The sequence below is a fragment of the Algisphaera agarilytica genome (genome assembly GCF_014207595.1).
In the GTDB taxonomy this organism is placed as follows: Bacteria; Planctomycetota; Phycisphaerae; order Phycisphaerales; family Phycisphaeraceae; genus Algisphaera; species Algisphaera agarilytica.
In genome coordinates this window covers 4,009,140-4,033,994 of the sequence record NZ_JACHGY010000001.1, presented here as the reverse complement: position 1 = coordinate 4,033,994, position 24,855 = coordinate 4,009,140, and the positions used below count along the sequence as shown (strand labels likewise).

At 62.7% G+C, this 24,855-nt stretch carries 25 protein-coding genes; 18 read left to right on the top strand and 7 right to left on the bottom strand.

What is annotated here, in order from left to right:
* Positions 1 to 31 precede the first annotated feature (31 nt).
* From HNQ40_RS17490 to HNQ40_RS17470, 5 genes are all read left to right on the top strand, one after another.
* Positions 32 to 403 (top strand): hypothetical protein, encoded by a 372-nt coding sequence (locus HNQ40_RS17490; protein WP_184679103.1) that lies wholly within the window; start codon positions 32 to 34, stop codon positions 401 to 403.
* On the top strand, positions 381 to 1,808 hold the full coding sequence (locus HNQ40_RS17485) for a hypothetical protein (protein ID WP_184679102.1): 1,428 nt from the start codon (positions 381 to 383) through the stop codon (positions 1,806 to 1,808). The genes HNQ40_RS17490 and HNQ40_RS17485 overlap by 23 nt, the downstream gene beginning before the upstream one ends.
* A 53-nt stretch (positions 1,809 to 1,861) precedes the next feature.
* Entirely contained in the window at positions 1,862 to 2,509 is a 648-nt protein-coding gene (gene coaE / locus HNQ40_RS17480; RefSeq protein ID WP_184679101.1) for a dephospho-CoA kinase, read from the top strand.
* 265 nt (positions 2,510 to 2,774) lie between these two features.
* Complete coding sequence (gene rho, locus HNQ40_RS17475) at positions 2,775 to 4,220, top strand: transcription termination factor Rho (RefSeq protein ID WP_184679100.1); 1,446 nt, start codon at positions 2,775 to 2,777, stop codon at positions 4,218 to 4,220.
* Positions 4,221 to 4,329: 109 nt separating this feature from the next.
* Positions 4,330 to 5,088, top strand: coding sequence for a flavodoxin family protein (locus HNQ40_RS17470; RefSeq protein WP_184679099.1), 759 nt, complete (start codon positions 4,330 to 4,332; stop codon positions 5,086 to 5,088).
* A 32-nt stretch (positions 5,089 to 5,120) separates the two neighbouring features.
* Here HNQ40_RS17470 and HNQ40_RS17465 read toward each other — a convergent pair whose 3' ends face one another.
* Positions 5,121 to 5,549, bottom strand: coding sequence for a hypothetical protein (locus HNQ40_RS17465; RefSeq protein ID WP_184679098.1), 429 nt, complete (start codon positions 5,547 to 5,549; stop codon positions 5,121 to 5,123).
* 209 nt (positions 5,550 to 5,758) lie between these two features.
* Here HNQ40_RS17465 and HNQ40_RS17460 point away from each other — a divergent pair, with 209 nt between their 5' ends.
* The 4 genes from HNQ40_RS17460 to HNQ40_RS17445 all read left to right on the top strand — a co-directional run bounded on the left by HNQ40_RS17460 (position 5,759) and on the right by HNQ40_RS17445 (position 10,961).
* Entirely contained in the window at positions 5,759 to 6,199 is a 441-nt protein-coding gene (locus HNQ40_RS17460) for a hypothetical protein (protein WP_184679097.1), read from the top strand.
* Between the two features lie 143 nt (positions 6,200 to 6,342).
* Positions 6,343 to 8,031: an L-aspartate oxidase gene (nadB, locus tag HNQ40_RS17455; RefSeq protein ID WP_184679096.1), complete on the top strand. Its 1,689-nt coding sequence runs from the start codon at positions 6,343 to 6,345 to the stop codon at positions 8,029 to 8,031.
* A gap of 192 nt (positions 8,032 to 8,223) precedes the next feature.
* The gene (locus HNQ40_RS17450; RefSeq protein WP_184679289.1) at positions 8,224 to 9,978 is read left to right on the top strand and encodes a bifunctional alpha/beta hydrolase/class I SAM-dependent methyltransferase; all 1,755 of its coding nucleotides are present in this window, start codon (positions 8,224 to 8,226) and stop codon (positions 9,976 to 9,978) included.
* The gene (locus HNQ40_RS17445; RefSeq protein WP_184679095.1) at positions 9,975 to 10,961 is read left to right on the top strand and encodes a class I SAM-dependent methyltransferase; all 987 of its coding nucleotides are present in this window, start codon (positions 9,975 to 9,977) and stop codon (positions 10,959 to 10,961) included. The genes HNQ40_RS17450 and HNQ40_RS17445 overlap by 4 nt, the downstream gene beginning before the upstream one ends.
* A 70-nt stretch (positions 10,962 to 11,031) precedes the next feature.
* On the opposite strand, the gene HNQ40_RS17440 is transcribed toward HNQ40_RS17445, so the two are convergent.
* From HNQ40_RS17440 to HNQ40_RS17430, 3 genes are read right to left on the bottom strand one after another with little or no spacing between them, the layout of a single operon-like run.
* Positions 11,032 to 11,886 carry a PEP-CTERM sorting domain-containing protein gene (locus HNQ40_RS17440; protein ID WP_184679094.1) on the bottom strand — a complete coding sequence of 285 codons (855 nt, stop codon included), beginning with the start codon at positions 11,884 to 11,886 and terminating at the stop codon, positions 11,032 to 11,034.
* A gap of 59 nt (positions 11,887 to 11,945) precedes the next feature.
* Entirely contained in the window at positions 11,946 to 12,638 is a 693-nt protein-coding gene (locus HNQ40_RS18445; protein WP_184679093.1) for a type II secretion system protein, read from the bottom strand.
* 51 nt (positions 12,639 to 12,689) lie between these two features.
* Entirely contained in the window at positions 12,690 to 13,055 is a 366-nt protein-coding gene (locus HNQ40_RS17430) for a hypothetical protein (RefSeq protein WP_184679092.1), read from the bottom strand.
* A gap of 100 nt (positions 13,056 to 13,155) precedes the next feature.
* On the opposite strand from HNQ40_RS17430, the gene HNQ40_RS17425 reads away from it, so the two are divergent.
* From HNQ40_RS17425 to HNQ40_RS17415, 3 genes are all read left to right on the top strand, one after another.
* Entirely contained in the window at positions 13,156 to 13,686 is a 531-nt protein-coding gene (locus tag HNQ40_RS17425) for a gamma carbonic anhydrase family protein (RefSeq protein ID WP_246402924.1), read from the top strand.
* Positions 13,687 to 13,790: 104 nt separating this feature from the next.
* On the top strand, positions 13,791 to 14,531 hold the full coding sequence (gene hisA, locus HNQ40_RS17420; RefSeq protein ID WP_184679091.1) for a 1-(5-phosphoribosyl)-5-[(5-phosphoribosylamino)methylideneamino]imidazole-4-carboxamide isomerase: 741 nt from the start codon (positions 13,791 to 13,793) through the stop codon (positions 14,529 to 14,531).
* A complete protein-coding gene (locus HNQ40_RS17415) occupies positions 14,524 to 14,871 on the top strand; it encodes a hypothetical protein (RefSeq protein ID WP_184679090.1) in 348 nt (115 codons plus the stop codon). Before hisA ends, HNQ40_RS17415 begins: the two co-directional genes overlap by 8 nt.
* A 17-nt stretch (positions 14,872 to 14,888) precedes the next feature.
* On the opposite strand, the gene HNQ40_RS17410 is transcribed toward HNQ40_RS17415, so the two are convergent.
* Positions 14,889 to 15,656 (bottom strand): HAD family hydrolase, encoded by a 768-nt coding sequence (locus tag HNQ40_RS17410; protein ID WP_184679089.1) that lies wholly within the window; start codon positions 15,654 to 15,656, stop codon positions 14,889 to 14,891.
* A gap of 91 nt (positions 15,657 to 15,747) precedes the next feature.
* On the opposite strand from HNQ40_RS17410, the gene HNQ40_RS17405 reads away from it, so the two are divergent.
* Positions 15,748 to 16,962, top strand: coding sequence for a glycoside hydrolase family 117 protein (locus tag HNQ40_RS17405; RefSeq protein WP_184679088.1), 1,215 nt, complete (start codon positions 15,748 to 15,750; stop codon positions 16,960 to 16,962).
* A gap of 13 nt (positions 16,963 to 16,975) precedes the next feature.
* Here the strand turns inward: HNQ40_RS17405 and HNQ40_RS17400 are convergent, their stop codons facing one another.
* Complete coding sequence (locus HNQ40_RS17400; protein WP_184679087.1) at positions 16,976 to 17,704, bottom strand: hypothetical protein; 729 nt, start codon at positions 17,702 to 17,704, stop codon at positions 16,976 to 16,978.
* A gap of 172 nt (positions 17,705 to 17,876) precedes the next feature.
* Positions 17,877 to 18,794 (bottom strand): metallophosphoesterase family protein, encoded by a 918-nt coding sequence (locus HNQ40_RS17395; protein ID WP_184679086.1) that lies wholly within the window; start codon positions 18,792 to 18,794, stop codon positions 17,877 to 17,879.
* Positions 18,795 to 18,862: 68 nt separating this feature from the next.
* On the opposite strand from HNQ40_RS17395, the gene HNQ40_RS17390 reads away from it, so the two are divergent.
* The 5 genes from HNQ40_RS17390 to lpxD all read left to right on the top strand — a co-directional run bounded on the left by HNQ40_RS17390 (position 18,863) and on the right by lpxD (position 24,797).
* Positions 18,863 to 20,497 (top strand): molybdopterin-dependent oxidoreductase, encoded by a 1,635-nt coding sequence (locus HNQ40_RS17390; protein WP_184679085.1) that lies wholly within the window; start codon positions 18,863 to 18,865, stop codon positions 20,495 to 20,497.
* Between the two features lie 35 nt (positions 20,498 to 20,532).
* A complete protein-coding gene (locus HNQ40_RS17385) occupies positions 20,533 to 21,180 on the top strand; it encodes a DUF6891 domain-containing protein (RefSeq protein ID WP_184679084.1) in 648 nt (215 codons plus the stop codon).
* Between the two features lie 30 nt (positions 21,181 to 21,210).
* Positions 21,211 to 21,573 (top strand): DUF488 domain-containing protein, encoded by a 363-nt coding sequence (locus HNQ40_RS17380; RefSeq protein ID WP_184679083.1) that lies wholly within the window; start codon positions 21,211 to 21,213, stop codon positions 21,571 to 21,573.
* A 65-nt stretch (positions 21,574 to 21,638) separates the two neighbouring features.
* The gene (locus HNQ40_RS17375) at positions 21,639 to 23,603 is read left to right on the top strand and encodes a SpoIIE family protein phosphatase (protein ID WP_184679082.1); all 1,965 of its coding nucleotides are present in this window, start codon (positions 21,639 to 21,641) and stop codon (positions 23,601 to 23,603) included.
* A gap of 138 nt (positions 23,604 to 23,741) precedes the next feature.
* Complete coding sequence (lpxD, locus tag HNQ40_RS17370) at positions 23,742 to 24,797, top strand: UDP-3-O-(3-hydroxymyristoyl)glucosamine N-acyltransferase (RefSeq protein WP_184679081.1); 1,056 nt, start codon at positions 23,742 to 23,744, stop codon at positions 24,795 to 24,797.
* Positions 24,798 to 24,855 lie beyond the last annotated feature (58 nt).

Here is a 24,855-nt window from a genome sequence, read left to right as displayed (position 1 = left end):
CATCGTCGTTTTTCCCTCTCGGGCCTCGGCCGTGAAACTGATTTTCGTCTACAACGCCGACGCGGGTTGGCTGGGCGCTGCGTGGGACAGCGCCCACAAATTGATTTCCCCCAAGACCTACCGCTGTTCCCTTTGCGCCGTCACGCACCATGCATTGGGGATGAAGAAACGGTGGGCCAGATTCATCGAAGGTCTCGAACACGACATCGAGTTCTTGCACCGTGACGAGGCGAAGGAGCGCTACGATCTGGAAACGGTGGATTGGCCCGCCGTGTTGAAGGAAGACGAGAAGGAGGCGCGTATTTGGCTGAATTCAGAAGAACTTGCCCACGCGGAAACGATCGAACAATTAGAAGCACTCATCCGGGAAAGACTCGATCATGAAAACACCTCCATTCCATAATGCGGATCGGCGCACGACAGCCCGCAAACGCCTCGTGCGGGCCTCGTGGTTGGCGCTGACGCTGCTGGGTTTGGCTTGGACGTCCACGGTGTGGTCCGAGCCGATCGTGGTGGAGCCGCCGGTGAAGCTGACCGTCGCTCCGGACGGCGGCGAGCGTCTGCGGGGTTGGCTCACCGAGTACGACGACTTCGATTTCACCATGAAAACGGTGGAAGGGGAGACCAAGCAGATCGCGTGGGACTCGCTCCGGCCGGACCGGGTGATGTGGGTGCAGGAAAAGTTTCTCGCCCGGGATGACGCCCGGGGCTGGTACACCCTGGGGTCGCTGCTGTATGAACGGGAAGACGGCGAAAAGCTGGCCGAGAGCGCGTGGAAGCGGGCGCTGCGGATCGAACCCGGGCTGGCGTCGAAGATCGATCGGGTCCGCGATGGCGAGGTCGTGGATTACGACGAGCCCGAGCCCGAAGAAGTCATCGAGGAACAGCCCGGCCACACGCACACCCACGACCACGGCGAGGGTGGATCCGGCCTGGGCGGCCCGGTCACGGTCGGTGACATCCAGTCCCAGTTCTGGGGCGATCTTTCCGACGAGGTGATGGCGTCAAACGTCGAAAAGCTAAAGGCGGAGATGCTCGAAGCCCAAAAGAAGATCAACCTGCGCCTCCGGCTCTATGAAGACGCCTCGGACTATTTCCTGTTTTACTCCGACCTACCGCCGAAGGAAGCCCGCCAGTGGGCCGGCCTGCTCGATGAGATGTACGACCGCTTGTCGGACATCTTCGGCCTGGAAAAAGGGGAAAACATTTTCCTGGGCCGGGGTTTGATCATCGTGTTTCAGAACGAAGCGGACTACCACAAGTACTTTCTCTTGCACCACCAGCACGATTCCCGCGGGACGCTGGGGCTATGCCTCTCGTACGGCACCGGCAAGAGCGAGGTGGCGCTTTTCAAGCAACGCCGCGATCTGGATTTCGCACGGGTGCTGGTGCACGAAGCGGTCCACATGTTCAACCACCGCTACCGCTCATACCCCTTCCTGCCGAGTTGGATCAACGAAGGCCTTGCCGAGTACGTCTCATCGGAATTGGTAGACAAGGGCGGCTTCGGCGAAAGCTCACTCGCACGCAATATCGACTACGGCCTGAGCCTGATGCGGCAGAATAAATCGCTCGGCGGGAACGCCTTCTTTTACGCGAGCCATATCGAAGGCCACCACTACCCCATGGCCAATCTGCTCACCGGCTTCATGATCAAGCAGAACGGCAAGCGGTACCAAGCTTTCATCAACGGGATCAAGGACGGCAAGAGTTGGGAGGAAGCGCTCGAAGACGACTACGGCGTCGAGCTGGAGCCGCTCATCGAGGCGTTCGGGCGTTCGGTCAAAATCCGCGACCTCAAGCCGTAAACTTCCGCAGCCAAGACTCTCGACGAATCGACCCAGTCGGCTAGGATAGGGCGATGGGTTACGAACCACGCTCTGCCGCCAGCCTTTCGTCGAAGACCAAGCCCGTGATCGGCTTGCTCGGCGGCCCGGGCTCGGGGAAGAGCCACGTCGCCAAGCTGTTGGCCCATGAGGGCGCGGCGGTGATCGACGCAGACGCCATCGCGCGGGAGGTGCTGGACCGCCCGGAAGTCAAGGGCACCCTCGTCGGCTGGTGGGGGGCAGGTGTCTTGGAAGCCGACGGCAGCGTGAACCGCTCGGCGATCGGCGCGAAGGTCTTCGACGACCCGTGCGAGTTGGCCCGTCTCGAATCGCTGGTCCACCCACTGGTGCACGCCCGCCGGAGCGAGCTGCGGTCGCTCTATCGAGGCGATGCCGATGTCCTGGCGATTATCGAAGACTGCCCGCTGCTGCTCGAGCGCGAACTCGAAGGCGATTGCGACGTATTGGTTTATATCGATGCGCCCTTGGAAGTTCGTCAGGAGCGGGTGGCCCGCACCCGCGGTTGGTCGGCCCAGGAGCTGGAGCGTCGAGAGAAAAACCAGATGCCGCTTGACATCAAGCGTGCGCGTGCCGATTATGTCTTCAGCAACGACGCCGATCCATCGGTTGTTCAGACTCAAGCCCGTCGGCTACTCGATTGGGCTCTCTCGAAAAGCTCGTGATGACGACACAGACCCTGCCGCGGCACGGTCGATTCGCTATTGAGCTTTGAATGACCGTGCTGGTGGGTGGGGACCCTCGTCCAGCAGGCGTCGCTTGAAATACCCCCCTAAAAAAACAGGTATGCCGATCAGGGTATGCCCAAGGACCGATGATTCGTTCAGACACCTCGATTTAGTTCACCCTTCACAACATCCCCCGTTCCACCCACCCCCCAACCTGCCGCATGTTGTGCGCGGCACGGCCACCCCAGGAGTACCCGTTCTCATGGCTGAGAAATCCACCACGACCAAGAAAAAAGTCAGCAAGAAAAAATCTTCCCGAAAGACCAAAGCCAAGGCTTCGTCGGGTGAAGAAAAGAAAGTCGCTCCCCCCGCGCCGCAGTCCGACCAAGAGCTCGACGCCGAGACGCAGGAGCACTACGAGGAGGCCAAGAAGGCCGACCTCACCGTCCGCGACCTCGAAGTGATGAGCGACGCAGAACTGCTCAAGCTCGCCGAGAACGAAGGACTCAGCGAGAAGGACATCGAAGGCCTCGTCAAGAACCGTCTGATCTTCAAGATCCTCGAGAAGCACTTCTCGGCCAAGGGCCTGATGTACGGCGAAGGCGTTCTGGAAATCCTGCCGGACGGCTTCGGCTTCCTCCGCAGCCCCGACCAGTCCTACCTCGCTTGCCCGGACGACATCTACGTCAGCCCGTCGCAGATCCGCCGGTTCGGACTCAAGGTCGGCCACGTCGTCGCCGGCACGATCCGTCCGCCCAAGGAATCCGAGCGCTACTTCGCGCTGCTCCGCGTCGACGCCATCAACGGCGAAGACCCGCAGCACCTCAACGAGCTCAAAGACTTCGACGACCTCACGCCGCTCCACCCCTACGAGCGGTTCGTGATGGAAACCCCCGGCGACGACAACAACTTCGAGATGCGTATCGTCGACCTGGTCGCCCCCGTCGGTAAGGGTCAGCGTGGCCTGATCGTCGCGCCGCCGCGTACCGGTAAGACCGTCCTCCTCCAGAAGATGGCCAAGTCGCTGATCGTGAACTACCCGACCTGCAAGGTGTTCGTGCTGCTCATCGACGAACGCCCCGAGGAAGTCACCGACTTCAAGGCGAACACGCCCCCGGAAGTCGAAGTCGTCGCCTCGACGTTCGACGAGAACACCACCCGCCACGTACAGGTGTGTGAAATGGTCATCGAGAAGTCTCGCCGGATGGTCGAATACGGCCACGACGTGATCATCCTCATGGACTCGATCACCCGGATGGCCCGCGCCTACAACGCCGAGATGCCCCACACCGGCAAGATCATGACCGGCGGCCTCGACTCCAACGCCCTGCAACGCCCCAAGAAGTTCTTCGGCAGCGCCCGGGCGATCGAGAACGGCGGCTCGCTGACCATCCTCGCCACCGCGCTGACCGACACCGGCAGCAAGGCCGATGACATCATCTTCGAAGAGTTCAAGGGCACCGGTAACTCCGAGCTGCACCTGGACCGCCGCCTGGTCGAGAAACGGGTTTACCCCGCGATCGACATCGCCGCCTCGGGCACCCGCCGGGAAGAGCTGCTGATGGACCCGACCGAGCTGAAGCTGGTCTACCGCCTTCGCAAGGTGCTCGCCGACATGAACGTCGTCGAAGCCATGGAGATGCTCAAGAGCCGTCTGATGAAGACGCCGACCAACGCCGAGTTCCTGATGAAGATGACCGGCGATTGAGGAAAACCCTGTGCTTGAAATCCTCCGAGCCTGAAATAATGCGCGTGCGCCTGCCGGTTGACTGTCGTGTATCGAAGTGAATCAACTACTTTCATCACAGGAGCCGTGGATGTCCGAGCAACTCGAGAAGATTACCAAGCAGCAGTGCACGATCGCCCCGGCGACCTACGACGACCTCAAGGTGCTGTTTCTCAACTGCACCCTCGAGCGTTCGCCGCGGATGTCCCACACCGAGGGGCTCATCGGTGTGGCGCAAGGCATCCTCGATGCGAACAACGTCAGCCACAAGGTCATCCGTCCGGTCGACTACGAGATCGCGGCCGGGCTCGGTCAAGACATGTCGCAGACCCCCGAATGGGAGCGTGACGACTGGCCGCAGATCCAGGCCGAGGTCGATGCCTGTGACATCCTGATCCTCTGCACTTCGGTGTGGCTCGGCGAGAAGTCGTCGGTCTGCAACCGCACGCTCGAACGCATGTACGGCTACACCCACTCGTTCAACGAGAAGGGCCAGTACCGCGACTACGGCAAGGTCGGCGCCACACTGATCACCGGCAACGAAGACGGCGTGAAGCACTGCGCGATGAACATCCTGTTCTCGCTGTCACACATCGGCTACACCGTCCCGCCCCAGGCCGATGCCGGGTGGATGGGTGAAGCCGGCCCGGGCCCGTCGTACCGCGATCCCGGCTCGGGCGGCCCCGAGAACGACTTCACCAACCGCAACACCACGTTCCTCGTGTGGAACTGCCTGCACCTGGCGCGCATGCTCAAAGACGCCGGCGGCATCCCGGCGCACGGCAACCAGCCCGAAGCCTGGGACGCGGGATGCAAGAGCGACTTCGCCAGCCCCGAGCACAAGCGCTGAGCCGTTGAATTTCTATAGACAACCCATCACACCTACGCCGCCTGGCCATCGATGGTCAGCGGCGTTGTGGTTTGCCGACGTTTGGGATGGAACGTGCCGCCGGCGGGTGTCAGAACCAGCACCGGTGATTTTTCGGTCAGCCGTTGGATGGCGTCCTGAACTGCTGGACGATCGACGCCTTGCGGCTCCGCTTCGACGATCAGCGGGTGGACGCCGACCTGTTCATCGTGGGTGGTGGTGAAGATGACGCCGAGCTTATCGGGCCGGTCGTTCTCTTCGAGGTGGCCATCGAGCCACAGGCAGCGGAAGTCCCGGCAGGAGGTCGGACGCGAGGCGTAGGCATCACAGCCCCCGGCACACTCGTGCGGGCAATCGGTAAACGCCGGCTTCGAAAGCTCTTCAATGACCAGGCTGCTGCAGCACGCGGTGCAGGAGCCGCATGTTCTCTCGGTGGACGCCATGGGCGGTACTTCTCCTCTGCCGATCCATCGGCGGAGCAGCGGGTATGCAACAGGCGGTTGTGAGCTTTCTGAGGCCTGGCGAAAGGCTGCGTGCAGGTCGTTCCAAGCGTGTGGGTTGTAACGGTCAGCGAAGCGGTGGCGGTTGGGATGATGCGCCCGCCGCGGCCCGGATGATGTTGCCGGGAAATGAAATCTCGTACAATTGTGAAATGCGATTCGTTGCTGTCATCGTGATTTGCGTGGCCGGTCTAACCGGGTGCATCAGCGCCGTGCCCCCGTCCCTGGAGGTGGTGGGCGCCGAGCTGACCCAGGAATCGCCGCAAGGGGCCCGCGTCGAGGTGGCCGTGGTGATGAGCAACCCCAACGACGTGGCGATCCAGCTGCCCGAAGCGTCGTACACGCTCTCGGTCGCAGACGCCGGGTCCTACGCCTATGTCGAAATCCCCGCCCGGGTCCTGGGGCCCAAGGGCGTCCAGGCGATCCGCCTCCCCGCCGCGATCCAAACCGATGGCCAAGCGCTCTCGGGGAAATCTTGGGAAATCAACGGCAGCGTGACCTATTCTCCAGAAAACTACCTCCGAAGCTTCCTGACCGAGACCGGCATCCCGCTCCCCCTGGTGCTGTTCTCCGGCAAAGGGGTGTTGGAGTGAGCGTTTTGCGATTTAGGGGTTGGGCGATTTGGTGATTGATGCCCCAACACCGCATCGCCTGTCCAGCAATTGTTCCTGAGAATCTGAGCTACCCGCCGCCAATCGCACAATCACCTAATCACGAAATCGCCCAATCTCCTCTCATGCACTCTGTCTACACCGACCGCCGATACCTCATCCCATTCCGTGCCACGCTGCTGCCGCAGATCTTCACGGACGTGTTGGTCATCGGCGGGGGGGTTGCGGGCATGCGGGCGGCGTTGGCGGCGACCGAAGGGCACGACGAGGCGGACGTCATCGTCGTGGCGAAAGGCAAGCTCAAACAGTCCAACACCTTCTGGGCCCAGGGCGGCATCGCCGCGGTAATCAGCGAGGCCGACTCGGTGGCCGATCACGTCCGCGACACGATGGTCGCGGGTGCCGGGCTGTGTGACGAATCCGTGGTGACGCAGATCGTGCAGGAGGGCGGCGAGCGGGTCCGCGAACTCATGGACTGGGGGATGCGCTTCGACCTCGCCTCCGAGGACGACAGCACCCCGGCGCTCGGCAAAGAGGGCGGCCACTCCCACCACCGCATCCTCCACACCGACGGCGACGCCACCGGCAAGGCGCTGGGCCAATGCCTCGGGCAACGCATCGAGAACGATCCGCGCATCCGCTTCTTCCAGGAATGCTTCGTCCTCGACCTGATCACCGCCGACAACACCAGCGAAAGCGGCGGGCAGGTGCTCGGCGCGATCACGCACCACCCCAAGTACGGCCTGCAGGTCATCTGGGCCGCCGCCACCGTGCTCGCGTCCGGCGGGGCCGGGCAGGTGTACCGCGAATCGACCAACCCCCGCGTCGCTACGGGCGACGGCGTAGCCATGGCCTACCGCGCCGGGGCCGAGCTTCAGGACCTGGCCTTCTATCAGTTCCACCCGACCACGCTCTACATCGCCGGTGCGTCGCGGAGCCTGATCACCGAAGCGGTGCGCGGCGAAGGGGCGCACCTGATCGACCGCTCGAGCCACCGCTTTATGCCCGACTACGACGAGCGGGCCGAGCTCGCCCCGCGTGACATCGTCTCGCGCAGCATCCTCGCGCAGATGGCCAAGACCGGCCACACCCACGTCTACCTCGACGCCCGACACCTCGGCACGGAACGCTTCAACGAACGCTTCCCTGGCATCGAACGGCTGCTGCGGGAATTCGACCTCGACCCCGCCACCGACACCATCCCCGTCCACCCCTCGGCCCACTACATGATCGGCGGCGTCCGCACCGACGCCCAGGGCCGAACCAGCCTGCCCGGCCTCTACGCCGCGGGCGAGGTCTCCTGCAGCGGGCTCAACGGTGCCAACCGCCTGGCCAGCAACTCGCTGCTGGAAGGACTCGTGCTCGGCAAGTCGGCGGGCGAAGCCGCTTTGGAAATGGTCCAGGCCAACGGGCGACGCCCCGCCCGGATCGTCTCGGACATCCGCCTGTCCGAGCGCAGCGAGCTCGACCTCGCCGACGTCCGATCGAGCCTGCGCAGCGTCATGTGGCGTCACGTCGGGATCGAACGCGAAGGCGACCACCTCAAGGAAGTCGGCGAGATGTTCCTGTTCTGGGCCCGCTACACCATGGACAAGATCTTCGACGACCGCCTCGGTTGGGAAGTGCAGAACCTGCTGACCGTCGGCGCACTGATCACCCGCGCCGCCGCGTGGCGTTTGGAAACGCGCGGCACCCACACCCGCCTCGACTACCCCGAGACGAGCGACGACTTCCGCGTCCACGAAACCTGGGTCAAAGGACAGCCTGAACCCACGACCATTCCCGTCGAACAGGGCGCCGAAGCCACTAAGTAAGTAATTACTTACGAAATTTCGTGAACCCTGGTTTTTTCGAAAACCCGGCCGGCTCTAACCGCGTAGCACGTGCAAGTCGGCTCATCGGCGTCTGTGCAGATGGGTTTTGATCACAACGCCTCACCGGGAAGGTTACCCATGAACACCCTCGCTCCAGCCCCCTCTAACGAGGCTGCACGCACCGCAACGCCGATGAGTGAACAGACCTGGACGTTCACCAGCTTCGACGGCACCGAGCTGTTCTACCGCCACTGGCAGCCCGCCCAGCCCGCCAAACGCACGTTGGTGATGTTTCACCGCGGACACGAGCACTCGGGCCGGTTTGTCGACGTCGTCGAAGCGCTCGGCCTCAAGGATACGCAACTCTTCGCCTGGGACGCCCGTGGCCACGGCGAGTCGCCCGGTGAACGCGGCTATGCGCCCAGCTTCGGCGCGATGGTGCGCGACGTGGACATGTTCATCCGCCACCTCACCGAAGCCCACGGCGTTGCCACAGAAGACATGGTGATCCTCGCCCACAGTGTCGGCGCGGTGACTGTGGCGTCGTGGGTGCACAGCCACGCCCCGCGGCTGCGCGGCCTCATCCTCGCTACGCCCGCGCTGCGTGTGCGGTTGTACGTGCCGTTGGCCATCCCCGGGCTGCGGCTGCTGCAAAAGCTCCGCGGCAAGCGCAAGACTTTCGTGAAGAGTTATGTGAAGGCGAAGATGCTCACGCACGACCCGGCCCAGGCCGCGTCCTACGACGCCGACCCGAAAATCGCCAAAGCCATCGCCGTCAATATTCTGCTCGGACTACACGATGCGGGCAGCCGCCTGATCGACGACGCCGGCGCGATCCAGACGCCGACGCTCATGCTCTCAGGTGGCTCAGATTACGTGGTGAGCCTCAATGCGCAGCGGAATTTCTTCGACAGGCTCGGCTCGCCCACGAAGAAGCTGCGCGTATTCCCCAAGATGTACCACGACGTGTTGCACGAGGCGGATCGCGAGCCGGTGCTCGATGCCATCCGCGGCTTCCTGGACGAGCGTTTCGCTCAATCCGCGAAAGAGTCGGCGTTGCTAGATGCCGACGAGCACGGCTTCACGTTCAACGAGTACCAATGGCTCAACACGCAGCTGCCTACACTGTCACCGAAGAACCTGTTCTATCTGGCGCAGACCGCAGCGCTCAAGACATTGGGCCGAACCAGCCGCGGCGTTCGGCTGGGGTTCGACACCGGTTTCGACTCCGGAAAGTCGTTGGACTATGTCTACGAGAACCACGCCCAGGGATCGTTAGGTATCGGCCGGCTACTCGACCGGGCGTATCTGGATGCGCTGGGTTGGCGCGGCATACGCCAACGACGACTGCACCTCCACGAGATGATCGGCCACGCTATCACGCTCGCCGCGCAGGACCGCCCCGAAGAAGCCAATGTGCACTTGCTTGATATCGCAGCGGGCTGCGGTCGATACACCCTCGAAGCGATCAAAGCGGTCGAAGGGACCGGCGTCTCCGCAACGCTGCGTGACTTCGATCCTGCCAACCTTGAGGATGCCCGGCAGCATGCCGAAAGTTTGGCGGTGAATGATGTGTCCTACGAGCCCGGCGATGCGTTCGACGCCGCGTCGCTGGCTGGCATCACGCCGACGCCGGACGTCGCGGTGGTCTCCGGGCTCTATGAGCTCTTTCCCGAGAACGCGCCCATCCTCGAATCGCTCAAAGGCCTGGCCGCGGGGCTATCGGCAGGGGGGTACCTGGTTTACACCGGCCAACCCTGGCACCCGCAGGTCGAAATGATCGCGCGCACGCTGCCCAGTCACCGCGGCCAGTCGTGGGTGATGCGTCGGCGGACCCAAGCCGAACTCGACCAACTCGTGCGGGCGGCGGGTTTCGAGAAGGTGCAGACTCTCGTTGACGAGTGGGGCATCTTTACCGTGTCACTAGCAAGGAAGGTGAAGCCATGAACGACCCGACGCCCACTTTGGAGAACTACTTCCAGTTGATGGCGGCCAACGGCGCTGACCATGTGTACCGCACCGCGGTATCGTCGGGGCTGCTCGATACGCTCGCGCAATCGCCGAGCTCTGCGTCCGCGCTTGCGGAGCAACTGGATGCGCAGGCCCAGCCCATCGCGATGTTGTGTGACGTGCTGAAGACACTCGGTGTCGTTGAACATGGAGACGGGTTGTGGAGGTTGAGCCCCTTGGGTGATGGCCTGCTGCGCGGACCGTACCGAACGCTGGGCGATCCATACTGGCATCACCTGCCCGAGTTTTTGCAGACGTCCGAGCCGATGGCGCAGATGGACGACCCGGCCGAGAGCGAAGCCCGCTACCAAGGCCAGGCCGCGGCGTTGGGCTGGATGCTCGCGCCCGCCGCGTCGTGGGCCGCGGAATCTCTCGCCGCGACCCTCGATGCGGAGGGAAAGGTGAGTATCCTCGATGCGGGTGCGGGCTCGGCGATCTGGAGCCTGAGCCTCGCCAAACGATTGCCGCAAGCCGGGGTGACCGCCGCGGATTGGCCCGCGGTTTTGGAAGTGGCTAAGGCCACAGCCCAGCGTATGGGACTGGCCGATCGATTGGAGTTGATGCCCGGCGATCTCGCTGAAGCGTCATTCCCCGCCGATAGCCATGACGTGGTGATCCTGGCCAACGTGGCCCACCTCATGCCCCCTGACGCGCTCGGGCAAACCTTGAAACGCCTGGCCGCGACATTGCGCCCCGGTGGGCGTCTGGTCGTCATCGACGTGTTCCCCGGCCAAGCTGCGGGCGACCTGAACCGCACGCTCTACACATTGGGACTCGCGCTGCGTACCCGCGCGGGCCAGACCCACCAGCCCGATGATGTGATCGACCTGCTTCATACCGCCGGGCTAGAGCGGGGCTGCTGTACGCCGATCGAAGCCGTGCCTTACACGCTGGGAATGGTGACCGCCACCAAGCCTTAACGCACACCGCCCCGACATAGTTGGCGGGGCGGTGTGATTCACGTGTCGAGTTTGATTAGCTAACGGCTCATTACCCGCGTCGACGCCCGGCCAACGCAAGCCCACCCATGGCGAGCAGCGCCAACGACGCCGGCTCGGGGATCGGAGTGCCCAGGTGCTCTTCGATCGCCAGCGACAGGCCGTGCGAGCCGGCGACGTTCGTGCCCGCCGGCGACAGGATGATGTGGATCGAATCACTCTCGGCGGGGGCATCGTTCCCATCTGCGGTGAGCTTGACCTTGAGCAGGTACACATCGGTCAGCGGCGCAGCGCTGTTGATCAGGCTGCCGCCACTCCCCGCGAGGTACTCGAACCGCAGGTCGTAGTGGGCATCGAGCGCAACCGAGTCGCTGAGCGCGATCGAATCAAGCGTGTCCAAGGTGCTGCTTCGGACAGCTGAGGCGGTAGGGACATTGGTGAAGTAGAGGTCGATGGCTTCTTCCTGCCCGTCCAGAAGCTGGAAGTCGGGCATGAAGTGCGTCGGGCTGCTGTGCATCGGGGCGGTATGGCTGCCCGAGGCGTGGGTGTGACTATGGCCGCCCGCAAAGTCGGCAAAAGGAGCGTCGGCCCACTTGTACGCGCCTTCGACCGTCAGCGTCAGGCCGCGACCACCGAGGTCCGACGGCGCCTCGATGTCGAAACCCGGCAACGAAGTCACCGAGCTCCCCGCGATCGTGCCCCAATGGCTATGGACCGCGTTGTAGTAGTCGCGGCGGATGCCGTTGCCGTCGTCGACGGGGTTCGAGCCGCTGATGTAGCCCTGTGTGACGATCTGGTCGTCGTTGATTTGAATGTCCAGGCGGCGGCCGTCGTGGGCCAGGGCGGGGACGGCCGAGGTCAGTGCCAGGGCGGTCGAAAGGGCGGTGGTGGAAACTTTGTGATTCATGGTACTTCCTGGGTGTGATTCAGAGGCCTCGTCGCGGGCTTGCGAAAAGGCTGAGTGGGTTAGTTGGGTTTGAACAAGTGATTGATGGCGTCGGTGTAGTTGTCTTGGAACGGGTGGGTGGCGGCGTGGCCGTCGAGGTAGCCGTAGCCGCCGATCGCTTCACGAGTTTCGGGTTCACCGCCGTAGGCCGAGGTCTCGAGTTCGTTGGCAGCGAGGGCCGCAGAAAAGTCTGGGGAGGGATGGGCCCAGCCATGCGGGTGAAAGTGGTCAGAGGCCGCAAACTCTCCCTCGAAAACGGTGATGGCGGTGTGGATCGTATTGGCGGGCTGGGGAACCGAGTCGATACTGGCCACCGCGTCAGGGAGGCCTATATCAACTCCGTCTGGTGAAAGGACAAGGTTCAGCGAATAGCTGGTCTCGCGATACTGCCCGGTCGAAGGCGTAGGGGTGCCGCCCACAAAGTGTGGGCTGGTATCGAGCGGCGATCGCATTACCAGTTCGGGGCTGTACTGATCACGCAGATGTTCGATCCACGATTTGCCGCTGTGGCTAGTGGGCAACAGCAATCCGTCGTGGTCGAGGACGTAGAGCCAGTTGGCCGTCTCGATCTGCCGGATGTTCGACAGGCACTTCGTGGCCTGGGCGGTGCGACGGGCGTTGCCCAGCACCGGCAGCAGGATGCCGATCAGCAGGGCGATGATCGAAATCACTACCAGCAATTCAATAAGCGTAAACGCGGTGCGATAGCGCACGTCGAGCCTTCCTCGGTGAGAAAATCAGAACCTCAAACACGATCCACGGGGTCAGGCGTGGGTCGGCGGGGCTCGGCCGAGGATGCGGTGCTGCGACGCGGCGGAGACCAGCTCCAGCTCACGCAGCTCAAAGAGGGCGTAGTCCAACTCATCAACGAACACCGGCGGTACGATCAGCGTCGGCGGGGTGTCGAGGTTGGCTTTGAGGTGACAGATCGCACAGCTCACCGGCGCGTCGGCCGGGGCGGGCGTGTCTTGCGAGATCGTGCAGAGCGGGCAAAACGGCTTGTCCGATTTGGACGAGTCCGCGGGGTCCGCCATCTGGGCCAGCGGGGCGTTGGGCAGCGCCACGATCCCCCGGCGGTGGGCGGGCATGAAGACCACGAAAAAGCCCACCACCCACAGCAGGGCGGTCACACGGAACCATCGAGAGGCGAAAAGGGCTCGCACGGTGCGCCTACCATAGCGGCCCCGGCGGCGGGTTCAACTTTCGGGCCAGGTCACTACAATCCCGGGCATGACCATGCGATGCATCCAAGTCGAGGGGCGATCGGCCTACATCGCCGACACCGCACGCCTGACCGGCCAGCTCACGCTCGGCGACGGCGTCAACGTCTGGCCCGGCGGCGTCATCCGCGGCGATGTCGCCCCCATCACCATCGGCCGGGGCACCAACATCCAGGACAACGCCACCGTCCACTGCGACTCGGGCCAGCCCAACGTCATCGGCGAATACGTCACCATCGGCCACAACGCCGTGGTCCACGGCAGGGCGGTCGGCGACGGCAGCCTCATCGGCATGCACGCCACCGTCCTCGGCGAAACCGTCATCGGCCAGCGCTGCCTCATCGCCGCGGGCGCCCTGGTCCCTCCGGGCCTCGAAGTGCCCGACGACCACGTCGTCATGGGCGTGCCCGGCCGGGTCATGCGTGAAACCAACGACAAAGAAAAGCAATACCTCGGCTGGCTCGCCAAACACTACGTCGAACTCGCCAAGCGCTACCATCAGAATCCCAACGACCCCACCACCAAGCCCTACGGCGAATAACCTTCACCCCAACAAGTGCCCGATGCCTTCGGGGTGCAGGGGCAGAGCCCCTGCCGCTCGCCGCGCAGGCGCTTGTATCGAAAACTTCAGCTAGACTAAAACCTATGCATCTTTTTCCCGCTATCGACCTCCGCGGCGGCAAAGTCGTCCGCCTCATGCAGGGTGACTACGCCCAGCAAACGACCTACGGCGACAACCCGCTCGACCAAGCCAAACAGTTCGAAGACGCCGGCGCCACCTGGCTCCACGTCGTCGACCTCGACGGCGCCAAGACCGGCCAGCTCGCCCACCGTGACGAGATCCACGACATCTGCTCCAAGACCAGCCTCAAGGTCGAGGTCGGCGGGGGGGTCCGAAGCGAGGCCACCATCGACGCCCTCCTGCACATCGGCGTGACCCGCGCGATCATCGGCACCGCCGCCCTGCGCAACTGGGACTGGTTCGAGTCGCTCATGGGCAACCCGACCTACCGCGGCCGACTCGTCCTGGGCCTCGACGCCCGCGAGGGCAAGCTCGCCGTGTCCGGCTGGGAAGAAACCACCGACACCACCGCCATCGAGGTCGCCCAGAAAGTCAGCGACTGGCCGCTCGCCGCGATCGTCTACACCGACATCGCCACCGACGGCACGCTGAAGGGCCCCAACATCGAACAGACCAAGGCCATGTGCGAAGCCACGCACACGCCCATCGTCGCCTCCGGCGGCGTCGGCACGCTCGAGCACCTGGCGGCCCTCCGCGAGCTCCCGGTGCAGGGGGCCATTATTGGCCGCTCGCTGTACGAAAACACCTTCACCATCGACGACGCCCTGGCCGTCTTCGAGAAAGGCAGGGCGATCGATGCTTGACCCGATCACACAGCTCCCCGGACAACGCACGCTGCACCTGCCCGACGCCTCCGATCCCGCCGGCGATCAGGCCGCCAACGAAAGCGCCCTGCAGGGCTATTTCGATTGGCAGGTCACGACGCTGATGCTCGCCTACGACCTCAACGACCCGGTAGACGGCAGCACGCCCGACGCCGGCGAACAACGAAGGCGCTCCATCGAAGAAGAAGTCCGCACGATGACCCTCGCGGTTGTGCCCGACATCTATCTCAACGATCAGACCCTCGATTGGCCGCCCGACCTGATGATGAACATCACGCGGACGACGCTGAAACGCGCCGCGGATATCGCCGGTCTCTGAAGTCATTCAAAATACGCTCAATCGCAGAGCCGCTCGAGCATGTCGACCACGCCGTCCGCCTGCTCGAGAGGTGAGATGTACGTCGCATGCGCATCGATCGCGGGGTCACGATTCGCCGGCACGCCGAACCACGCGACCGACTCGGCAATCGCGATGTCGCCCTTGGTGTCGCCGACACCCGCGAGCCGCTTCGGATCGAGCCCCGTGCGTTTGAGGAATTGATCGATGCCCGTGGCCTTGGAGATGTGCTCCAGGTCGCAGTTGATGTAGTTCCACGTGCCGCCCACGCGGAACGGCCAGCCGTGCTCCGCACACGCCTCCGCCAGCCGGGGCTTGATCGACTCCAGAAAGTCCGGGTCGCGGTGGTACAGGCTGACGCTGGCATTCTTGCCGGGCTGGCTCGAAACGCCCTGATCGGCATATACATCAAGACACCATCGGCGGAACGCGACCGCCGCATCCACATGCTCGTTGGTGATCGCCGGGTCCAGGTGATACCCGTTGACCGACGGGTCGTACACCCACACGCCGTTCTCACACACGCACGGCAACACATCGTTCGCAATCAACCGGCACATGCACTCGGAAAACGGCAACGGCCGACCGGTGCACACCGTCACCAACGGCCGATCCCGGTCCGTCTTGGCCCGGACGTTGTGCTCGGCGATCTTATTCAGCGCCACCAAATCCAACGGCCCGCCGGCTTCGTTGAGCAGGCAGCCGTCGATGTCACACAACACCGCGTCGTAGCGACCGGCAACGTTTTGAAAGAGGGGCTCGGGCATGAGAGAATCCCAGATGTTAACAATCTCAGAAAACCGTAGGATACGCTAATCCAACGTCACCGATGAACCCGACACCTCCCTAAGCAAATCTATGAGCGATTCAAATCCCGATCAAAAAGGCTTCCCCTTTGTTCTCCCCAAGGAGAAACCGTCCCGCGAGCTCAGCGCCGCCATGGAGCGGAACTACAACCAATACCCGGCGCCGCGCCCCGAAGACAACCCGCTCTACACGCAGTTCAAATACACCGAACTGAAGGGGTTCGACTACAACAACTTCGACGGCACCATCACCCGCCGCGATCCCTCCAAAGTCATCTTCGAAAACGGCAAGTACTACGTCTGGTACACCTACCGCCACACCGAAACCAAGCCCGTTGGCTTACGGAACGCTGCGCAGGCCACCGACACCATCCCGTCCGCCGACTGGGACCTCTCCGAGATCTGGTACGCCACCAGCGAGGACGGCTTCACCTGGGAAGAGCAGGGCGTTGCCATCCCGCGCCCACCTAAACCTGAAGTCGGCTGGCGCTCCGTCACCACGACGGACATCCTGGTCTACAAAGGCAAGTACTACCTGTATTACCAGGCCTTCATGGAGGCCAGCGGCCTCAGAGGCGACGACTGCCCCGTCGCGGTGTCGCATGCAGATTCGCCCGACGGCCCGTGGACACCGCTCAACAAAGTGGTCATCGAAAACGGCGAAGCGGGCGAATGGGACCAGTACTCCATCCACGACCCTTACCCGATCGTCTATCAGGACAAGATCTACCTCTACTACAAATCCGATTTCGACGGCGACCCCGAACTGGTCCGCATGACCGGCCTCGCCATCGCCGACGATCCCCTCGGACCCTTCAAAAAACACCCGCTCAACCCCGTCCTCAACTCGGGCCACGAGACCGCCATGTTCCCGTTCAAAGGGGGGGTCGCCGCCATGGTCATCAAAGACGGCAACGAGCACTTCACGGTTCAGTACGCCGAGGACGGCGTGAACTTCGAGATCGCCTCCATGGTCGAACTCATGCCCATCGCCGCCGGCCCGTACGTCCCCGACGCGTTCGACAGCAACGGCAACGGCCGGGGCATCACCTGGGGCATCAGCCACCTCGCTCCCGCCTACTCATGGGAAAAGAGCGCCAGTATCCTGATGCGCTTCGACTGCAGCCTCAGCCTCGACCACTACGACCCCGAGATGAAGAAGCACCATCACTACTACCTCGAACCCGAATTCTTCTACAGCCACGGCCTCAGCGACGCCCAACGCGAACGCATCGACGAGGAAAACAAACATCGCCTAAATTCCTAGAGGCCAATGCGTATTAATCATTAGATATCCCATCCTCATCACTCATGATGGGATGAATCATCCACACAGAGTTGTCGCGCACTCCAATGACCTCATGTGGACGCAGCCTCCAGTGAACCGGCAACTGCTCATCAACGATTAGGTTTTCGGTACTTGCCCCAACAATCAAAATGTCGCGAACAAAATGATCGGCGTATCTCTCGTGAAGTTCGCCCTGGGTACCTGACCGGTCTTCGTAGCTGACCGCAATACGGCATTCGTCTTCAGATAAAAGTTCTTTAACTACAAAGAAAAACTGCTTGCCTTGGATATTTTGGTGGAGCAACCCTGTGTCGTATGCCACCGGATTGACCACATCTAAGCTGACCAGAATACCGGACGTTTCGTCTCTCTTAAGACCAGAAAGCGCATCCTTCATGCTGTAATACAGATCGGCGCGGTTTACATCACGTTCCGCCAATCGTGTGTAATTATCTCGCCTGGGCATACGGCCATACTCGCGCCTGAAATACGACTCCGATTTCTTTATCTCCAATTCGTAAAATACAATTCGATCGATACGAGCTTGGTAAATCTTTTCCTCATATCGCTCCAAAGCCGAAGACTCAGGAGCGTCTTCAGGAAGTGTGTGGGATGCCGCAGGAATAGCCATAGCCAGAGCCAAGAGGTGTAGGCAGATCAGCTTCACATTGAGAACCGGTTTCTGCATTAAATCACTCCCGAGCACGGCCAGAACGGCCACGGCTCGCTCCATCTCAAAAACCAATTTACCCGAACTTGTCGTAAGCTTAGACCTCGACCTTAAGTCCTATAATACATGTTATGTATAACTTGCCCCTAGGGGCCCAGGTGGGGTTGATTTCGAGCCATTCCCTTGGTTTACAAGGGTTTTTCGGTTCAGAGCCACGTTTGGCTCAGCGATACGCCAAGGCGTGCGTTTGGCCCTCGGCGGGATGTTGGGCGTTCAGGCATCGCTGGGTCAGTTCGATGTGGTCTGGGCGGACGCGGGCTTCGACGTAGCCGGGTTGTTCGCCGTCTTTGAACACGTAGGACGTGGCGGGCAGGCCGACGATATGGATGCCGTTGGCTTCGCGGATGCCCCAGGCGTGTTTGTGGCCGTGGAAGATCGCTTTGACTTGCCGGCGGTTCCACAGGAGATCGATCAGGGCGTTGCTGTCGGCCAGGCCGTAGCCGTCGTCGTCCGGGTCTTTGGGGTCCTCGGGTTGGTGGTGAGTCAGGAGGAACACCCTGGCCGTCGGATCGCTCGCTTCGATTTGGTCGAGCTGATCGCTGATCCATTGGCGTTGTACGGGCCCGAGCTCGCCGGCGACCTCGTCGGTCTCCCGGAGCGAGTCCAGGATCAGCCACACGGAGTTGCCGTGCCCGCGGATCGCCTGGTGGTGTCGGCCGAAGGTCCGGTAAATCTCGCTTGAACGTCCAAGGCCCTCGATGAACCGCTCGCGGTGATCGTGATTGCCCAGGGCGAGCCGCACGCTCCACTGTTCGTCTTCCATCGGCGACAGCAGCCGGCGAAGCAACGCGTAGTCACCAGTTTCACCCGAGCCCAATGCGCAGTCGCCGTTGATCATGACGTGTTCGGGGCGCTGCGTTGCGGCACGCAGGCGATGGATCACCTCGGTGAGGTGCTCGGCCATGTTCACGCCCTTGACGACTTTCGACTCGGCCGTATCGATATGGGGGTCGCTGAGCAACGCGATCCACGGCTCTGGCGACGCCTGATCGGGGGCATGCGGCTCGGATCGCACCGCCGGTACAGCCACCAGCCCCGCCGCCGCCGCCGCTCCGCTCTTGATCACGTCTCGTCTCCGCATCGAAAAGTCCTCCGGCGGGCCCAACCTTTTTTGCCGTCACCTGCCCACGCCCATACGATACACATACTATGCAGAAGCTCACCATCGACGGCCGTGAATGCACCTGGGAAGGCAAGAAATCCATCCTGCAGGTCGCCCTCGACAACAACATCGAAATCCCCCACTACTGCTACCACCCCGGCATGTCCGTGGTCGCGTCCTGCCGCATCTGCCTCGCGGAGGTCGGTGCGCCTAACCCCCGCAACGACAACAAGGTCGAGTTGATCCCCAAGCTCGTGCCGACCTGCCAGACCCCCGCCGCCGAGGGCATGGAGGTTCACCTCACCAACTCGCCCAAGACCATCGCCAACCAGAAATCGGTGATGGAGATGCTGCTGATCAACCACCCGCTGGACTGCCCCGTCTGTGACCAGGCCGGCGAGTGCTCGCTGCAGGACTACAGCTACCAGTACGGCCGATCGCAGTCCCGCTTCGAAGAAACCAAGATCAAGCAGCCCAAGAAAGACCTCGGGCCCAACGTCCTGCTCTACAGCGACCGCTGCATCATGTGCACGCGATGCGTCCGCTTCACCCGCGAAGTCACCGGCACCGACGAGATCGGCATCTTCGGACGCGGCAGCTCCGAACAGATCGACGTCTTCCCCGGCAAGCCGCTGGACAACGAGCTCTCGGCCAACGTCATCGACATCTGCCCCGTCGGGGCCCTGCTCGACAAAGACTTCCTCATGTCGATGCGCGTCTGGAACCTCAAGAAGACCCCGTCCATCGACGGCATCACCGCGTCGGGCGACAACCTGTCCATCGAGACCAACGAAGACAAGGTCTACCGCATCAAGCCCCGCACCAACATGGACGTCAATACCTGGTGGACCTCCGATGAGATCCGCTACGGCTGGAAGTTCGTCCACCACCAAGACCGCCTGCGCTCCCCCCTGCACAAGGTCCACGGCAGCCTCGAAGAGCTCGACTGGAACGCCGCCTACGCCCAGGTGTTCGAGCAGCTCGAACTCACCGTGCTCAAGAAGGGCCGGGGCACGCTGGCGCTGGTCGTCAGCCCGATGCTCGCCAGCGAAGAGGCGTACCTCTTGGGCAAGATGATCACGTCGATCGACGAGAACGCGGTACTGGCCGTGGGCCCCGTGCCGTTCGACGGCGAAGACAAGACCTTCCCCGGCGGCTACACCGTGTATGCCGAGAAAGCCCCCAACGCCCGCGGCGTCCGCCGAGCGCTGGAGATGGTCAGCGACGAGGTCAAGAGCTTCGACCAGCTGATGGGCGATCTCACCCACAACCGCGCCCTGGTTTTCACCGGCAACTACCCCAGCGAATGGGCCACGCCCGAAGTCGTCGCCGCCGCGAGCGACAAGGACCGCTACACCGTCGTCATCGACACCCTGCCGTCCGCGATCACCGAAGCCGCCGACGTCGTCCTCCCAGGCGCGACTTGGGTCGAAAAGTCCGGCAGCTTCGAAAACGTCAACGGCCGCCACCAACACTTCGAGCAGGCGCTGCCCGTCATCGAGCTCGCCAAGACCGAGGGCCAGATCGCCCTGGACCTCATGGCCGTCGCCGGCAAGATGGAACGCAAGCTCTACAACCCCTTCGACTGGCGCACCGAGATGGGCGACGGCTTCGCCACCGAGATGCACCTCCCCGAAGCCGCCGATGCCAAGGTCGCGGATGTGGAGTACGTGCAGTTGTGACTTGATTTAGCCATCTTTACTATCCGGGAGTCTGTATGTTTGGCTGGTTTAAACGAAAAAATTCGAATAACACCTCGATCACAGATGATGGCTCCTCGCTGAAGGAAGCTATCAACGAAGTAACTGGTTACATCGAGCGTGATGTTGCCAGCGGTTTTGCTGACCTGAATAACGTTGTCGACAGGGCTCTGGAGGTGCTCGAAGATGAACACGACATTGTCGCACTTCGTCCACACGCAGAGTCAGCCCTGAATTCAGCCATCGCAAACCACCTTAAAGCTGAGCAAACTTGGCCCGAAAAGACAGACTGTGATCGCTTCGACATGGCCTATGCATCCCTCGAAGATAAAGGAGTGGTGTGCAGGCACAATTTCAGTTGCTGCGGTACCTGCGCAAGCGCCGAAATCTGGGATGAGATTCAAGCCGAGCAAGACAAAGGGCGTGAAATCATTGGCTGCGCGCATTATCACGAGCAAGACACCGAAAGTGCCGTTGAAGGGTACGGGGTGTATCTGAGTTATGGCTCTGTGTTAGAGGGCGAACAGCCATCTGTCGACATTGGTTTGATGATTGCCCACGCAATGCGGGAACAAGGCCTGGAAGTCACATGGGATGAAACGCTGGCCAAACGCATTCATGTGAAACTGGATTGGAAACGTCGCCTTGCAAAGCCAGATGCTTAACGCGATGTAGTGTCGATCCCTCTACAAATCATGTCACAATTCCAGATCAAACGTGTTCACATTTCGTCTAACCAAAGCGATGGCTTTCGCATCCTTGCCGACCGCCTCTGGCCACGCGGTATCTCCAAAGACAAAGCGAACATCGACTACTGGGCCAAGGACACCGCCCCGTCGGATGCGTTGCGCCAGTGGTATCAGCACGACCCGGCGAAGTGGGATGAGTTTCGCCAGCGATACTTTGCGGAGTTGGATGCGAACCCGGAAGGTGTCGCGGCGCTGCGGGAACAGATCGCGGGGCACGAGGTGGTGACGCTGGTGTTCGCCAGCAAGGAAGAGCGGCTCAACAACGCCGGGGCGCTGCGGGAGTATTTGGAACGCGACGCCAGCGAGTAGAATCTTTAGCATACTCGCAGGCCCTTTTCCCGATCACTTCCCGCCCCCATCAAGACGAGACCGGCATGCCCGACAACGCCCCTTCCCGATCCGCCTCCGGCCAGATGCCGCTGCCCATCGCGCTTAAGCTCGGGGTGCTGCTGCTGATCGCGTCGCTGGTGCCGTTGACCATCGCGACGGTGTTCAACATCCGCCGGGGGATCAATACGGTGGAGACGCTGGCGCTCGAGAGCCTGGAGCTGCTGGCCAACGTGACGGCGACGGAGATCGATCGCCTGATCCTTGACGTGGGCAACCTGCAACAGCTCATGGCCCGCAACGAGTACGTGATCGAGTTCTGCGCCGCGCCGGTTGACCAGCGAGACGCCAAGCTCCCGCCCGTGCAGAAGCTGCTGGACGACATCAAGGCGACCAACCCCGATATCGCCTCGGCGTTCATCGCCAACCCCGAGGGCACGGGCATCGCCTCGACCAGTTCGAAAAACGTCGGCCAGGACCTGACGTTCCGCAAGTACATGCAGGCGGCGATGGCGGGGGAAAAATACACCTCCGAGATTTTGGTCGGCAAGACCACGCGTCGGCCGGGCATCTACTTCTCCAGCCCGGTGTTTGATGCGGAGCAGAACATCGTCGGCGTGCTGGTGCTGAAGCTGGCCGGCGAGAAGGTCCACGAGATCTGCCAGCAGTCGGCCGTGGGCGGCGAAGGGTTTGTGGCGTTGATCGACCGGGCGGGGATCATCCTCGCTCACCCGAACCCCGAGATGCTCTATAAGAGCCTGGCCCCGCTCAGTGACGAAGTCCGGGCGACCATCGATTCGCAGGTGCGTTACGGGCTGGATGAGATCGAGTCGGCCGGGCTCGATCCCGAGATGGCCGTGAGCATGACCGGCGCGGTGATGCGCGGCAGCGAGAGCTTCGTGGCGCCCGAGAGCCGGGAGACCATGATCGTCAGCTATTCGCCGATGCAGCGACGCGACTGGGTGGTCGGCGTGGTTAAGCCGCGCTCGGACTTTGACCAGCCGCTGCGCGAGCTGCGGCAGCAGCAGACCTTCATCCTGCTCATCGTCGGCCTGGTCGCGGTGTTGATCGGTTTGCTCACGGCCCGGCACTTCGTCGAACCCATCCGCAAGCTCACGCACTCGGCCATGAAAATTTCGGAGGGCGATTTCTCCGCCCGCGCCCCTTCCGCCAGCCGTGACGAGATCGGCCAACTCGCCACCGCGTTTAACGACATGGTGCCCAAGCTCGAGGAACGGGCGTACATGGCCGACTCGCTCAAGGTCGCCCAGTCGATCCAGCAGGGGTTACTCCCGGACAAAGAGCCCGAGGTCGACGGGCTGGACGTGGCGGGCATCAACATCCCGGCCGACCGCACCGGCGGGGACTATTACGACTACCTGGACTTGGGCGAATGGAAGCCCGGGTCGCTGGCGATCGCGGTCGGCGACATCACCGGCCACGGCGTTGCGGCCGCCCTCTTGATGTGCACCGCGCGGGCGCTGCTGCGTTCGCGTGCCCTGCCGCCGGGCCCGCTGGAGCCGATGATCGAGTCGGTCAACACGTCGCTCTACCACGACAGCCCGGATGGGCGATTCATGACGCTGATGTACGCGGTGCTGGACCGCCCCGCCCGCGAGATCACTCTGGTCTCGGCCGGGCACGACCCGATCATCGTGTACGACCCCGACAAAGACGAGTTCTTCGAGATCGAGGGCCACGACCTGCCGCTGGGCGTTGAGCCGAGCTGGGAGTTCACCGAGACGATCCACGAGAACCTGCCGCCGCGAGCGTTGCTGCTGTTTGGCACCGACGGCATCTGGGAATGCCGTCAACCCAACGAGGGCGAGATGTACGGCAAGGAACCGCTGTACGAGCTGATCCGCAAGAACCACGACAAGCCTGCCGAGCACATCGTCAAGCAGATCATCGACGACCTCAACACGTTCAAGGGCGGCAAGGACGAGCCCCAACTCGACGACATCACCGTCGTCGTGGCGCGGCTGGTCCCGGAAGAGAACGCCTCGGCGTGAGCCACCGGCCATCGCGTTTTCGTAGGTCAGGCATGCTTGCCTGACACGGTTTTCTGCAACTCGGCGTCAGGCAAGCATGCCTGACCTACGCGCATCGATTTGTTCCGTGCAAGGCGGCGGATCAATTACAATGGGCCTATGTCCAGTATCAAGTTAGTTGAGCTCGCCGAGATGATCGGTGCCACGCTGCAAGGCGACCCCGACGCCGAGATCGTCGGCTGCGCCACGCTCGAAGACGCCGGCCCAGGCGACCTGAGTTTCCTGAATAACCCCCGCTACACCGACCAGCTGGCGACCACGAAAGCCGAGGCGGTCGTGGTGTCGCCCGACGATGCCAAGCGGGCCAACGGCTGCTCGGTCCTGATCGCCGACAATCCGTATTTCGCCTTCCGCCAGGCGATGGTGAAGCTGCACGGCTTCCGCCCGCAGCCCGCAGTGGGCATCAGCCCCCAGGCCTACATCGACGAAACCGCCATCGTCGGCGAGCTCTGCACCGTCCGCCCCTTCGCCTACGTCGCCCCCGGCGCCCGGCTGGGCGACCGCGTGATCCTCTACCCCGGCTGCTACATCGGTAAAAAGGCCGTCATCGGCAACGACACCACGCTGCACCCGGGCGTGTGCGTCTACGACCGCAGCGTCATCGGCGACCGCGTCACCGTCCACGCCAATACCGTCATCGGTGAAGACGGCCTGGGCTACGCCACCGCCCAGCGCGACGGCGATGACGAAGTCCGCCACCACAAGATCCCCCAGGCGGGTAACGCCGTGGTCGGCAACGACGTGGAGATCGGAGCCAACTGCAGCATCGACCGCGCGGCGCTCGGCAGCACCGTGATCGGCGACGGGACCAAGCTCTCGGACAACGTCGTCATCGGCCACGGCGTGAAGCTCGGCCGGTTCAACATGATCGTCGCCCACGTCGGCATCGCCGGGTCCACCACCACCGGCGACTTCGTCACCATGGGCGGGCAGGTCGGCCTCGCGGGCCACCTCAAGATCGGTAGCCACGTCACCATCGCCGCCGACGCCAAGGTCATGACCGACATCCCCGACGGCGAGACCTGGGGCGGCACCCCCGCCACGCCGCTGAGCGACGCCAAACGCGTGGTGCTCAGCCAGAAGCGCGTCCCCGCAATGGCCAGCCAAATCAAGGCACTGGAGCGGCGCATCGCCGAGCTTGAACAGCGGCTTTGAGCCTGTGTGCAACACAGCGACGCGTGGCGTCGCAGCTCTCGCACAACGACTTCACCCC